Source organism: Leptolyngbya sp. ST-U4 (assembly GCF_039962215.1).
In the GTDB taxonomy this organism is placed as follows: Bacteria; Cyanobacteriota; Cyanobacteriia; order Elainellales; family Elainellaceae; genus Leptolyngbya_A.
In genome coordinates this window covers 125603-139364 of record NZ_JAMPKZ010000010.1, presented here as the reverse complement: position 1 = coordinate 139364, position 13762 = coordinate 125603, and the positions used below count along the sequence as shown (strand labels likewise).

14 protein-coding genes are annotated in these 13762 nt (G+C 51.2%); 4 read left to right on the top strand and 10 right to left on the bottom strand.

Features of this window, described 5'->3' with window-relative positions; genetic code table 11:
• Nucleotides 1–105: 105 nt before the first annotated feature.
• Nucleotides 106–1722 (bottom strand): glycosyltransferase family 39 protein, encoded by a 1617-nt coding sequence (locus NDA02_RS16175; RefSeq protein ID WP_190794547.1) that lies wholly within the window; start codon nt 1720–1722, stop codon nt 106–108.
• 231 nt (nt 1723–1953) lie between these two features.
• Nucleotides 1954–3711: an arginine--tRNA ligase gene (argS, locus tag NDA02_RS16170; RefSeq protein WP_190794556.1), complete on the bottom strand. Its 1758-nt coding sequence runs from the start codon at nt 3709–3711 to the stop codon at nt 1954–1956.
• 1 nt (nt 3712) lies between these two features.
• Between argS and NDA02_RS16165 the strand changes: the two genes are divergently transcribed.
• Both NDA02_RS16165 and NDA02_RS16160 read left to right on the top strand, forming a co-directional pair.
• Complete coding sequence (locus tag NDA02_RS16165) at nt 3713–3838, top strand: hypothetical protein (protein WP_277879273.1); 126 nt, start codon at nt 3713–3715, stop codon at nt 3836–3838.
• A 283-nt stretch (nt 3839–4121) separates the two neighbouring features.
• Complete coding sequence (locus tag NDA02_RS16160) at nt 4122–5003, top strand: C39 family peptidase (RefSeq protein WP_242067587.1); 882 nt, start codon at nt 4122–4124, stop codon at nt 5001–5003.
• Nucleotides 5004–5049: 46 nt separating this feature from the next.
• Here NDA02_RS16160 and nadC read toward each other — a convergent pair whose 3' ends face one another.
• The 6 genes from nadC to NDA02_RS16130 all read right to left on the bottom strand — a co-directional run bounded on the left by nadC (nt 5050) and on the right by NDA02_RS16130 (nt 9503).
• Nucleotides 5050–5943, bottom strand: a complete 894-nt coding sequence (gene nadC / locus NDA02_RS16155) for a carboxylating nicotinate-nucleotide diphosphorylase (RefSeq protein ID WP_190794546.1) — start codon at nt 5941–5943, stop codon at nt 5050–5052.
• A 32-nt stretch (nt 5944–5975) separates the two neighbouring features.
• Complete coding sequence (locus tag NDA02_RS16150) at nt 5976–6269, bottom strand: DUF2470 domain-containing protein (protein WP_190794545.1); 294 nt, start codon at nt 6267–6269, stop codon at nt 5976–5978.
• A gap of 317 nt (nt 6270–6586) precedes the next feature.
• Nucleotides 6587–7534, bottom strand: coding sequence for a GDP-mannose 4,6-dehydratase (locus NDA02_RS16145; protein WP_190794554.1), 948 nt, complete (start codon nt 7532–7534; stop codon nt 6587–6589).
• Between the two features lie 286 nt (nt 7535–7820).
• Nucleotides 7821–8201 (bottom strand): hypothetical protein, encoded by a 381-nt coding sequence (locus NDA02_RS16140; protein ID WP_190794544.1) that lies wholly within the window; start codon nt 8199–8201, stop codon nt 7821–7823.
• A 31-nt stretch (nt 8202–8232) separates the two neighbouring features.
• Nucleotides 8233–9189 (bottom strand): isoaspartyl peptidase/L-asparaginase, encoded by a 957-nt coding sequence (locus NDA02_RS16135; RefSeq protein WP_190794543.1) that lies wholly within the window; start codon nt 9187–9189, stop codon nt 8233–8235.
• A gap of 92 nt (nt 9190–9281) precedes the next feature.
• Entirely contained in the window at nt 9282–9503 is a 222-nt protein-coding gene (locus NDA02_RS16130) for a DUF2256 domain-containing protein (RefSeq protein WP_190794542.1), read from the bottom strand.
• A 141-nt stretch (nt 9504–9644) separates the two neighbouring features.
• On the opposite strand from NDA02_RS16130, the gene NDA02_RS16125 reads away from it, so the two are divergent.
• On the top strand, nt 9645–10436 hold the full coding sequence (locus tag NDA02_RS16125; RefSeq protein WP_190794541.1) for an RNA methyltransferase: 792 nt from the start codon (nt 9645–9647) through the stop codon (nt 10434–10436).
• Nucleotides 10437–10769: 333 nt separating this feature from the next.
• A complete protein-coding gene (locus NDA02_RS16120; protein WP_348255286.1) occupies nt 10770–12194 on the top strand; it encodes a serine hydrolase in 1425 nt (474 codons plus the stop codon).
• A gap of 59 nt (nt 12195–12253) precedes the next feature.
• On the opposite strand, the gene lexA is transcribed toward NDA02_RS16120, so the two are convergent.
• Complete coding sequence (lexA, locus tag NDA02_RS16115; protein ID WP_190790419.1) at nt 12254–12865, bottom strand: transcriptional repressor LexA; 612 nt, start codon at nt 12863–12865, stop codon at nt 12254–12256.
• Nucleotides 12866–13242: 377 nt separating this feature from the next.
• Nucleotides 13243–13584, bottom strand: coding sequence for a cytochrome c (locus tag NDA02_RS16110; RefSeq protein ID WP_347277824.1), 342 nt, complete (start codon nt 13582–13584; stop codon nt 13243–13245).
• Nucleotides 13585–13762: the final 178 nt, after the last annotated feature.

Here is a 13762-nt window from a genome sequence, read left to right as displayed (position 1 = left end):
CCTAGAGATTAAACCGAAGACTTTCAAACATGACTGACAAGCCAAAACTTATAACCGCGCTATCAAAGTTTTTCTCTGGTCGTAATACGAATTGATATTTGCTTGTTAATTGGCTTTCCAAACCTCATTCCAGGGATCTTGAAATGCTGGGATAAGTTTTTTTTGAAATCGGGACTCAAACTGCTGACGAAAAACTTCTGGCAGATTGAATAGAAAGATTGTTTCAACTCCTTCAGGGAGGGATTGAACGGAAAACGAATCTCCAACGGCTGGCAGCAATAGTAACTGGGTATTCGGTTTGAGCAGGTAGCTGAGGGAAATAAGACTGATCGGATAGTAGCTGAAAGCATCAGCAATGATGAGGGGACGATCGCTTTCATTAATTAAATTAGCAAGCTGATGGTAATTAGAATTCACATCTTTATTCCACCAGGTATTTGCTTGAGAATAGACCCCACAAGAGAGAATTCCTAACAGAATTAGCAGGGAGAAAACCAGCTTTGCAAAGCTAGACTTCCATTTTTGAGTTTCGGTTAAATAGGCTGATAGCAGATAAACGACTGCGAGTTGTAAGCCAACATAGCAAACAATAGGATATCGAATGACAGTGAGCCGCTGTCCCCCTAGCAGAAGATCTGGAAGCCATAGTATGAGGGCAGTGCTGCCCACAAAGGTGAGGATAAACCAATAGATTTTCTTGGGTGCATTGCGGCAAACCACAGACAGGGCATAACCTTGCAGAATCAAAATTGGGATTGCCAAAATATAGGCAAGGGAGTCACTAAACTTAGCGTTGAAATCAACAAAACTGCGGCTAAAGTTAAACGCTAAGGCTTGTAGATAAGTTAGTGGTGCTGGCGAGATCGAAGTCCAACTTGTTGTCGCACTCAGCGTATCCCTCGATGTAATGATGAAGGATATCCAGGGAATAAAAAATAAAGCGACCAATAGCAGCGTGATGAAACAGGAAATCGTGCGTTTTCCCATCTGCAAGGGCAGTTTAACAAATCGATTATCTGAATCTACAAATAGAACATAAGCAAAATGACCGACCGCAACACCCAGCGTAAATAAAGCAGTGTAAGAGGCAACAAGCATTGATACGCCATACCATGCCCAATTGCGCCAGGAAGAGGAACGGATTGCCCGCAGCAGCAGCGCACTACAGACAAGCGTGAGAACTGTCCAGAAGCCAAACTGCCGCACTTCTTGTCCAAATACCAGGTGAAACGGGGAGACAGCAAACAGGGCGATCGCGACCCATCCGCTTAAGCGGGATTCAAATAGTTCCCAACAGAGCCAGTACAGTGCCGGAAAGATCAATAGGCTGAGCAGGGCTGAGAAGCTGCGAGTCACTGCCGGAGCCGTCCCCCACCACTGTGCCCAAAACCGCAGCAAGAGGTAATAAACCGGGGGGTGCTGCACATCTTCTGTGCCCTTTCGCACTACCATATCGCCCAAAGCCAAATCCGGGACAAAACGCTGATATGCCAGCAGATCGGCAGGTTTCGCCAGCGTATTTTTAAAGATGTCTTCGTTGAAGTACTTTCCGGGACGAGCCGTAATCACCGTTGAGGTATAAGCTTCGTCGTGCCAGTACACTTTGCGATCGAGGTGGGCAAAGCGAAAGCAAATTGCCAGCACCAGTAGGGCGATCGCGATAAAACGCACCTGTTGGAGGAGCTTCGGGTTTTTAGGCGGGGGTAGGGGCTTTCCTGTCACAGCAAAAGTTCCTGCGATAGCTGGTGAGCGGAGAGTGTTGGAGGAGTGTGAGAAGTCCTACATTGCCCGTAAATTCCTCAATGCTGGGGGACTTTGAATTCTGAAGGAAAGCTAGACTTTGAGGAATTTGAAACTGAAAGGAGAGTGATTTCCCCACAGTTGGGATAAGGGCGCAATTCGGGTCACAATCAGATTTGGGTCACAACCAGAATTGTTCAAATATCCTCTAAACTACATCCGTTCCAGTACCGGAATTCCTAATAGAGTAAGTCCCTGTTTGATGGTTCTGGCGGTGAGGTTAGAGAGAATAAGTCGAGAGGTGCGAAGCGGTTCTTCTGCCTGCAAAACAGGGCAGCGATCGTAGAACTGATTGTATTTCTGGCTCAATTCAAAAAGATATTGGCAGAGGCGATTGGCATGGAGTTCGGCTTCTACATCGCTCAGAATTTGGTCGAATTGCAGCAGGTGTTTTGCCAGTGCCAGCTCGGTTTCTTCTTGCAGGACGATCGGTGCATCGGCTCCCAGCTTAGAAAAATCAATTCCCCCCTTGCGGCTAATGCCCTGCACTCGCACATAGGCATACAGCATGTAGGGAGCCGTGTTGCCCTGAAGTGCCAGCATTTTGTCATAGCTAAACACATAGTTGCTGGTGCGGTTCTGGCTCAAATCAGCGTATTTCACCGCACTGATGCCCACTACCTGAGCGACGTGGTTAATAAACTCCTCTGATTCCTGCCGTTCCTCCGTTTGCAGCCGAGTAACGAGATCTTGCCTTGCCCGATCGATCGCCTCATCCAGCAGTGACCTGAGCTGAACCGTTTCACCCGATCGCGTTTTAAACTTTTTGCCGTCCTCGCCCTGCACAAAGCCAAACGGCACATGAACCAATTCCACCGTATCGGGAATCCAGTCTGCCCGCCGCGCCACCTGAAACACCTGAGCGAAGTGATTTGCCTGCCCGGCATCGGTAACGTAAATCATGCGATCGGCGTGATCTTGCTGAATCCGGTAGCGCAGGGCTGCCAGGTCGGTCGTCGCGTAGTTATAGCCGCCGTCCGATTTCTGAATAATCAGCGGTAACGGATTGCCGTCCTTATTCATAAAGCCTTCCAGAAAAACGCACTTTGCCCCCTGATCTTCGACCAGCAAGCCTGCTTTCTCCAGGTCAGCGACAACTCCAGGCAACAGCGGATTATAGAAAGATTCGCCCCGCTCCGTAATGTGAATGTCGAGCAGCTTGTAAATCACTTCAAATTCCTGGCGCGACTGCTCACAAAGCAATTGCCATGCTTTAACGGTTTCGGGATTACCTGATTGCAGCTTCACCACTTCGAGCCGAGAAGTCTCCCGGAAAGTTTCATCCTCGTCAAATCGCTGTTTTGCCTGTTTGTAAAATGCGGTCAAGTCTCCCAGATCAAGGGCTTCGGGCTGCGTCAGCGCCTCTGGATACGCCTCACGCAAATAAGTAATCAACATTCCAAACTGTGTGCCCCAATCGCCTACATGGTTGAGCCGCAGCACATCATGCCCCAGAAATTCCAGCACCCGTGCAAAGCTGTCGCCAATAATGGTCGATCGCAAATGACCGACGTGCATCTCCTTAGCAATATTCGGGCTAGAAAAATCTACGATCGTCCGCTGGGGTTCCTTTGTTTCAGGCACACCCAGGCGATCGTCGTTTTGCATCTGGCGAAGCTGAGATTCCAGGTAGGCAGGCTTGAGCGTCAGGTTAATAAATCCGGCTCCTGCTACAGTAGGCGGCTCAGAGATTTCGCTGACACTCAAGTGTTGAATGATTTGCTCGGCGATCGATCGCGGCGGTTGACCCAGTTTCTTCGCAAGCGACATTGCCACATTTGCCTGATAGTCGCCAAACTTTGGGTTGCTCGTTGGCACTAGCACCGGGTCGGTTCCTGCTAGCTCATCACCAAAGGCGGCTACCAATGCCTGCTCAAACTGCTGCTTTAACTGGGCGATCGTCGCATTCATCATGTCTCACCTGCCAAAACTACTGCCGCTTTTGTCTCTTTACCAGGATAGCGATCGCTTCGCGCTGCCGCCTCTGGCGGGTCGACTCTCTATCATTCAGCACTTTGGCATATTTGGGCAAGGTTAATAGACTTGTTCTCCGCCCCGATTGCTTCCACCGCTTGATGATGGGAAGGCAGTGTGATCACATCCTGGATAAATTCTCTCAAAAAGCCGCAATTCTACGGGACAATTGGTTCTCTTTCTGTTTTGCCTGCCGCGATTTCGGAAAATGCACGGAAGGAAGGAGCAGAATTGGACTTTTATTGTGAAATTATTCTTCGCTCTGTCTGAAATACCTGCAAAAGGCATATTTCCATGAAGCGCGATGGGTGTATTTCTACCATTTCTCAAGAGGCTGAACGTCATTTATGGTTGCCAGCATCAATTCTCCCGCTCAAGCCGTTTCATCCGTAGTTTCGTCAATCGATCTCATTGCAATCGCGAAGCAGTTTCGCAGCGATCCACAGCAAATTAAATTAATTCAGTGGCTTCAGGCATCAACCGGGCAGCAGCGACAGGCAGAATTCGCGCAAATGTGGCGTAACGGGGAAGAGAAAGGGACGATCGATTTTGTGCAGGTGTTTCGGTTTTATCAGGGTCGTCCGCACCAAAACGCTGCGCTGAAATGGCTTCAGCAAACTAGCCAGCCTAAAACCCTGGAAGGATTTGCCTGCATGTGGGGACGGATTCCTGCTGCTGGGAAGAACCGGGAACTGCGCCTGAATGTGCCCTACTACGAGCAAACCAACAATCTCTACGAGCCGCAGCGCACCTGCAACACCTCAAGCTGTGCAATGGTAGCGCGATTTCTGGGCGCGAAGATCTCGGGCGATGATGCCTATTACCAAATCGTTCGCAAGTACGGTGACACCACCGATCACGGGGCACAAACCAAAGCTCTGGCACAAGTCGGCATCAAATCGACCTGGAACACCAACCTCGGATACGATGACCTCGATCGCTCCCTGGAAGCTGGATTACCGATCGTCATTGGCATTCTCCATCGTGGCACGCTGCAAAGCCCCACTGGAGGACATATGATTGTCGTCGTCGGCAGAACACCCAGTCATGGCTACATCTGTCACGATCCTTATGGCAGTCTGCTTGACCCAAACGGCGGCTACACGGGCGCAGTCGAAAACGGCAAGGGCGTTGTCTATCCGCGATTCGTGCTGAATCATCGCTGGTTAGTTGAGGGTGAACAATCGGGTTGGGGTAGGCTATTCTACGCCCATAAAGCGGGTTCGTGAGTCAATCAGGATTCTAGTGGAACGGTCCTGCTCGGAAATCCGCAAATTATGCCTGTGAGGAATCAAGAATCCCCTGCTTGAGCCGCATACTGATATCGAGCCAGGTCGATCGCGTAATCGGGGCACTGCTGGAGATAAAATCAACCCCGGTTTCGGCAACCGATCGAATCGTTTCCAAAGTCACATTTCCTGAAGCTTCAATCTTGATCCGATCGCTGGTCGATCGGATTTTTTGTACTGCCTGACGCATCTGGTCGGGCGGCATATTGTCGAGCATGATGATGTCTGCGCCGTGCTGCAACGCTTCCTCGACCTGAGCCAGGGTTTCGGTTTCGACCTCGATCGTTAAAGGATAGGGAATGCGAGTGCGGATTTGCTCGATCGCCTGGCGGATTCCGCCTGCGGCAGCAATGTGATTGTCCTTAATCATCACGCCATCGTCTAACCCCATGCGGTGATTCCTGGCTCCACCAACCTGAGCAGCATATTTTTCGAGAATGCGTAAGCCCGGAGTCGTTTTGCGCGTATCAACCAGTTGGGCAGACAAATCGGCGATTTTATCAACATAGCGACTGGTTGCCGTAGCAATTCCGCTCAGGCGCATGGTCAGATTGAGGGCAACCCGCTCACCTGTCAGCAAAGCGGCAAAAGAGCCTGTGATGGTGGCGATCGTTTCTCCCCGGTTGCACCGCTGCCCTTCTGTCACCCGCAACTCGAATTGAATGTTCGGATCTAAAAGCCGAAACACCTGTGCGGCGATCGGCAGTCCAGCAACGATGCCTGGTTCTTTGACAATCCACTGCGCTGTTCCGGTTTCAGCCGAGGGAATCAGGGCTTGAGTCGTTCGATCGCCCCGTCCAATGTCTTCTTGCAGCCAGCTTTGCAGCAGGGGATCAAGCACAATCGGCGGCGGCAAAACGGCAGAACTTGTATTTAGCATTGGTACATTCCAGCGATCTCCAAATCCGCTACTTAGTGAGCGGGGCTAATCATCTGCAACGCCTGCTTCACCATGCCGATCAGCGTGTGATGAGCATCCTCAGCGTCCTGCAGCGTGTGATCAAATGTGACCCGTAGCGGCATTTCTGCTCCGTTCGACTCGACCAGTAAATCCATTCCTTCAGCGTCGATTTTCTGCATCCGGGCTGCGGTGACATCATCCACGCTGCCAAACGCCTGAGCGTAGAGGATTACAGCATCCTTGTGGTCATCATTCATGTGAGCGCAAATGCGATCGCTAATGGCTGGAGAGAAAGCGTCAGACATAAAAGCTCTGGTTTTGAAATGAGGTAAACAATGGACGGAATTTTGCAAAACTTACTGTCAGATGAACTGAGCTGCGATTAGCTGCCGTGCAAAAAGAAAACGGTAATCCGAAACAGGCTGTTGGCAATAAAACCAATCAAAGCCAGGAAAATCAGGACGTTGACAGCATCTTTCAGCTTTTGCATGAATTCCGCAGCACAAGCAACATCCTTACATTATCAAACGGGTTGTCCCGACTGAGAAATTTGCAGAATCTTTTCCAGCCTAATCTTTTCCAGCCCAATCTTCTCCAACCCAACCCGATCGATTGGCAGCCCCTACAGCGCATCCACCATCAGATGTGCCACATCCTTCATCGTGTACTTTGCCTGCCAGCCCAGCATTTGCTTTGCTTTGGCTGCATTGCCGCAGCTCACGGCGATATCCGTGGGGCGAAACAAACTGCGATCGACTTCCACGCGATCGTGCCAGTCTAAGCCCAGGTAATCAAACACTTCAGCCACAAATTCCTGCAAGCTATGGGTATGTCCAGTGGCGATCACAAAGTCGTCCGGTTGCTCCTGTTGCAGCATTTGATACATGGCCTCCACATATTCCGGCGACCAACCCCAGTCCCGCCGAATCGAGATATCGCCCAAAGACAGTTTCTCGGCTCGACCTGCCGCAATGTCTGCCGCTGCCTGCACAATTTTTTGCGTCACAAAGCGTTTGGGGCGCAGAGGCGATTCGTGGTTAAACAAAATACCAGAGCAAGCAAACAGCTCGTATGCCTCGCGGTAGTTTGCCACTTGCCAGAAAGCCGCTGCCTTTGCCACTGCATAGGGGCTACGCGGACGAAAGGGAGTCGTTTCATCGGCGGGTGCTGTGCCCGTATCGCCAAAACATTCGCTCGACCCCGCATTGTAGAGCCGAATTGGGGCATTAATAAAGCGAATCGCCTCCAGCAGATTGAGCGTGCCCAGCGTAATGCTTTCCATCGTTTCTACAGGCAGCTCAAACGAGAGTCCAACCGAGGTTTGCCCTGCCAGATTGTAGATTTCATCCGGCTGCACTTTGTTAATTACCTGAAGCACGCTGCGAAAGTCGTTGAGTGCCATCGAGCAGGTTTTGACGCGATCGCGAATTCCCAACCGTACCAGATTGCGAAACGTAGAAATTTGGGCGTCCCGCGATGTGCCGACCACAGTATAGCTATGACTCAGCAGCAGTTGAGCTAGATAAGCTCCGTCCTGTCCTGAGATTCCGCAGATAAGGGCTGTCTTCACCATAGGTAGGGCAATCCGTAGGGCAACTTTATGAGGTTAAGAGACGGTTTGACAAGCGACCGTGCTGGCTTCGATCGCCCCTCTAACGGGTCAATTCTAGAAGGAACCGACTTGCTTTCGGGTTTCAAAATTTCCCAGGTTTAGGAATTGAGGGGGCAATGCTAAGGGAGCAATGTAGCACCTCGAACACTGCTCAAATCACCTCTCAGCCTAAAGTGCCCCGATCAACTCACTGGGCAACAAATTGCTTCTGTTGCTCTTCGGATTTACGTTGCCCCCCAGCTTATTATTCGGGTGATGCGGTTGATTCTCTCGTTCGAGCAGATGCTGGATTAAGCGTAAACGAGATGGATTTTTCAGCTTGAGGCGCGATCGACGGTTCAAATTGGGGAAGCTGAGGTTCAGCTTTGGGGCGAAGTTCAGCCACCGGGCGAATATCCGGCGGCAGCGTAGGGGCAGGAGTGGCAGCCTGTTGAACGGGAACTGAAGCAGCCTCAGACGATGAAGAAATCGATTGCGAATCGCGCTGACTGAGATTAGAAACGATCGCCAACGCTGCCCCAGCCAGCAACAAAACGGGAAAGGGCAAGCTGTCTAGCCCATTCGACCACTGGTAGAACTGCGCTACACCAAAAAACAGCACCACACAAACCAATAAAAGCGGCATTTCTGCTCCTTTGCTCCTGCCCTGAGCTGATCTAAGCCAATCGGCTGCCCGTGCCCATCGATCGAGCCATGTCGAGCGTATCGCCGATCGTTTCACCGTCATGATAAGCCGCTAGCAGCACTTCGCTGGTTTTGCCCCAGGCGATCGTTCCCGTGGCATCGATCCCGATCGCACCCAGGTCGCGGTTTCGCTGATGTGCCTCCCGGAAGGAGCGATCGAAGGCAGCAGAGATCGGCAAGCCATCGGTGGTGCGAATCACAATCCGGGCAGCAAGGCACTCTTCGATAATGTCTTCGCCAATTCCGGTGCAGCTTACGGCAGCGTCGGCAGTGGCATAATTTCCAGCAGGCATCGCAGAATCGCTGACTCGTCCAATTCGCTCAAAGCCTTTTCCGCCTGTGGACGTGCCTGCGGCAAGCTGCCCAGCGGCATCGCGAACTACTACCCCGATCGTCCCCCGTCCGGCCTCGCTCACCAGCTCTTTTTCGGCAACCACGCCCGCCATCGCTTTGTCAAAATTGCCTTCACGCTCCAGAATCCATTCCTGAAGCCGCAGCTTGGTCAGGGGATCGTAGGCAGGCAGTTGCAGTTCGCGCACCAGCTCCATTGCGCCATTGTCTGACAGCACGCGATCGTCTGAGCTCTGGAGAAACTGCGCGAGCTGAATTGGGTTTTGCACTCGCGACACGTTGATAATGCCGCTAAAGCGTTGGGCATTGCCATCCATTAAAGAAGCACTCATGCGAATCTGCCCGTCGGACTGAAGCACCGATCCGGTTCCGGCATTAAAGCGGGGATCGTCTTCTAGAAGCTGACAGCCCAGAATCACCGCAGATTTCGCATCCAAGCCCGACAGCAATTTGTCGTAAACCGCATCGATTACCTGGTAGAGCGACTGACGCACCAAATCCGCTCCTTTTTCCCCCTTGAGCGAACTGCCCGCACCTCCATGAATGATGAGCTTGGGCTGTCCATCTACGATCGACATCGTTGAAAATCCCCTGGTTAAACCCTATTATTACGCCTCTGGATTGCTACGCCTCTGGCGGAAGCCTGTGATCGAAATCCTAATCGCTAATCCTACCTGGAAATGGCAAAGCAAACGGTAAACGAATCTGCATCTGTCACGCTTCCAGTATCTGCTTCGTCTGGCTTTGTCGATGGGCGTCGTCGCCGACAGCGATCGGAGCAGTATTTCACCTCGTCCCAGCAGTCTGCCCATTTTTTGCGCCAAGCAAAGGGACGACCGCACACAGGACAGATTTTAGTCGGGAGATCAGATTTCGATCGCGATTTTGCCATCGGTTGTTAAAGATTCCGTTGATTCATTTCGATATTGATACGTCATCGATCGTAGCGAGTAAAAGATAGAAGATATCAGAGAGCGAGATGGTTTCATCTCAATTTCCGATTTTGAAGATTCTGAATTTTTGATCTATATTGATGCCAAATGATTTATCGGGCATACGAATTGTGTTAATGGAGCCTGCGGGAGCTTTGAACGTGGGATCAGTAGCTCGCATTATGAAAAATATGGGGCTACGACAGCTTGTGCTAGTGAATCCACAATGTGATCCCCTGGGTGACGAGGCAAGGAAAATGGCGGTTCATGCTGCCGATGTGCTGGAAGCCGCGCTGCGAGTGCAGACCTTACCAGAAGCTTTGCAGGACTGTCATCGGGTTATTGCCACTACGGGTCGCAGTGACACAACGCTGAAGATGCCGCTAGAGCCACCCCGAAATGCGCTGTCCTGGCTGGTTCCTGCTGATTTCCAAACGGGTTCTTCAGCCAATGCTGCGCTCATTTTTGGACGGGAAGACCGGGGACTCACGAACCAGGAATTGAACTATGCCCAACGGCTCGTCTGCATCCCTGCCAGCTCAGAATATGAATCGCTCAATCTGGCGCAAGCGGCTGCAATTTGCTGCTACGAGCTTTATTTAACGCTCAAGCTGCCGTCCTTCTCAGCCCTGCCAGCAGTTCCTCCGACGATCGCTGCCGCTTCAGAACCTCCGCCAACGTTTGAAACTTTGGAAGCGTACTACCAACAGTTAGAGGCACTGCTGCTGAAGATTGGCTATCTTTATCCCCATACTGCACCTAGCCGTATGGAAAAATTTCGCAGACTGTTGGGGCGATCGCTCCCTTCTTCAGAAGAAGTGGCAATGCTACGCGGAATCTTGCGTCAGGCAGAGTGGGCTTTAGGGCAAGAAAAATCGTCTGAAGCCCCCTGAATAAGTCTGCTTGAACTTTTGTGAAGCACCGTTTTGCTCCAAAGCTGCATCGTTTAATCTTGGAGGGCTTATATCCTCTCGCGAAAATTCCTCCATATCCTCTTCAAAAATTTCTATGCGTTAAGTGCTTGTCAGATTCGTAAATAACGATTAAAAATAAACAGCGAAACTCTAGATATAGCGTTAAGGTTCGCTTAAAAATCTGCTCCGGTAGGATAATCCGCTCAGCATTCATTCCCCTAGAGTACTGCTACCAGCGAGAATTCCTTATTCCAGGCGCACTCCGCTAAATGTAAGAACTCTCTTTATCTACCTGTTGTCGAGGTATTGCCCGTGCTTGAACCAAGCTATCGCCCCCAAGAGTCGCAGCGTCGTCGCCCATCTCGCCGTCGTTCTCGCCGCGTGTCGCCTGCTTCGGCTTCAGAAGTTAAATCAGAGCAATCGACAACTCGTTCTTCGCCCGCTGTTGGGTTTAACCCAAACCGAGCCAAACCAAGCCGCCCATCTTCTCCGGCTCGTTCGATGCCTGCTCGTCCGAATGAATTATCTCGGCGATCGCAAATTCCGGCTGACCCAGCTCTTGATTCAGTTCCCGGTTCACAGTCGCGTCGAACGCGCAAACCTCACCCCAAGCGTCGCCCTACCCCTCCTTTAATGCAGGGAATCCGGCTGCTGATTCTAGGCGTTGGAATTTGGGCAATTGCCGGAACTGCGCTCTCAATTTGGGAACCCACGGTGCGATCGGCGCAGGCAAACCAGGAAAACGTCGCCTCGGGAAGCAGTAACGCCCAGGCAGCTCCTGCAAATACCTCAATTCACAATGCCTTTAAACCGGGTCAAGAAATGACCACACTGGCAGCCAGAATCCAGCCTTTGACCAAAGACCTGACCGATCTCGCGCCCGGTGTCTTTCTTGCCGATCTCGACAGCGGCAACTACTACAGCCTGAACGGAACAACAACCTTTGCTGCCGCCAGCATGATCAAAGTGCCGCTCCTGATTGCCTTTTTTCAGGATGTTGATGCGGGCAAAATTCGGCTCGATGAAATGCTAACGATGCAGCAAAACGATATTGCAACGGGATCAGGCGATATGCAGTATTTGCCCGTTGGCTCAGAGTTTACGGCACTGGAAACGGCGACCAACATGATCGTGATTAGCGACAACACGGCAACTAACATGATCCTGCGGCGACTGGGCGGCATCGAAGCTGTAAACCAGCGATTTAAGGAGTGGGGCTTAGAGCAAACCACCGTTCGCAACGTGCTGCCCGATCTGGAAGGAACGAATACGACCTCTCCTAAGGAACTTGCGGCGGTGATGTCGCTGCTGAGTCAGGGTGAGCTGCTGTCGATGAAGTCACGCGATCGTGCAATCGCGATTATGCAGGGAACGTTAACCGATACACTGCTGCCTACTTCTTTAGGGGCAGGGGCAACGATCGCCCATAAAACAGGTGACATCGGCTCCCTTGTCGGCGATACAGGGCTAATCGATATGCCCAGCGGCAAACGCTATGCGATTACTGCGATGGTGAAGCGTCCGCACAATGACGATCGCGCTCAAGAGCTAATTCGTCAGATCGCCGCAACGGTCTATGATTATCTCGACCAGCCTACTGCCCAGACTGCCGCTGCTCCAATTTCTTCCACAGCACCCGCCGAGGCTACGACACCAGAATCGAACCCGGACGCACTCAATGCTGCGCCGTCTGAGGGAGGTGTACCCGCAAGTCCCAGTCCTACCGCTCAAGAATGATTCAGCAGGATGGGTCATTGCAGGCTTTTTTGCTTACAGGGATTGACTCAAGATTTTCGTTAAGATGCCAGGTGGCTATAGCCCCGCCAGACGGCAACGAGCAATCCCTGTACTGCAACATCAGTCGCAGCAGCCTCGATCACGTTGTAGTTTGGGTTTGCCGGCTTGAGCGTGACTTGATTGCCTTTACGATGATAGTACTTCAGCGTTGTGCCATCTCCGTTGACCCGTGCTGCGACGATCGCCCCGTTTTTGAGTGCCTTCGGGTCTTGCACAGGACGCATAATGACCACGTCTCCTTCGCCAATTAAGGCTCCAATCATACTGTCTCCCCGGACTCGCAGTGCGTAGTCCCCCGGCTTGAGCAACGAGCAGGAAAAGTCTAGCTGTTCGACAGAGTCCGTGTAAGATTCAACAACAGAGCCAGCAGCGATCGCTCCTAAAATCGGAAGTCCCTGCGGCTTGAGGATGCGAATCGTTCTGGCCCTACCCTCGGTCCAGTCGATGTATCCTTTGGCTCTCAGATGTTCTAAACGACTTTGAATTGGAGCAGGAGATTTTAACCCCATTGCTCGCATCATTTGCCGAATTGAAGGGGAATGCTGATTTTCTTTGATGTAGTCGACCAGCCAGTCAAAAAGCTGCTGCTGGACTTCTGTTAGGGATTCCATAGGTTGATAGGTTGGTAGGCTGGTTGTAGGACAAACAGATCATTCCTGGAACAGATGTACCACTAAACTGCCGCCTTTGTCCAGTCCTTCAGGGAATTTCTTTTTTGTAGATTTGTATCACCAGAACGGTTTGGGGTCTGCATCGAAGGCGATCGTGCGAGCATTGCCCTGCCAGACAGTTCAGCCAACTGTCCTACTTCAAGTCCAGCAAATTTGGCTTTTTTCAAGGGTAAACCCCTCGGTTCAACCGACCAATTGCTAAACCTACTTCTACCTAAAGCGTAAAAAATCGGGATGCTGGCAGGATAAAACCAGGTTCATTGAGATCCGTTATGCCCCTTTGCTCTGGCAAGGGGCTTTTTTAAAGGCAAAAGGATCTACAAACTTTCCAGGTATTCCAGCAAGTCAGCCATTTCTTGAGGACTTGGCTGAAACTGAGGCATTGGCGGGGTAGACCCACTCGTAACTTGATGAATAAGACCAATTCGCGACTTGCGAGAAGCAACGCGATGCAGATTTGGACCAACCCAGCCACTTGCATCAAATCCGTGACAGCTCGCACAGTTCATCTGAAACATGACTTCTCCCCGTTGGGCATTGCCAGCATGAGATAGGACATCTCTTACATAGGGATCAGCATGGCGGAAGTGATGAATGCCAACAAAAGCAAGCACGACCAGAAGTAGAACAGCCAACAGCGTGATAACTGTTCTTTGCACCGTCGGCTCGGGCGAGGTCGCTGTAAGGGGTTTTTCCAAAAGCTCTTTAGTCAAGAGAGGCAAAAAGGGAGAGAACGGCAAACAGGAGCTAACAATATATTTTAGGAATTTAACTTACTTCACGTTATAGCTAAGCATATTTTAATATTCCCAGCTCTTACTCAGGAATCAAAGCTCA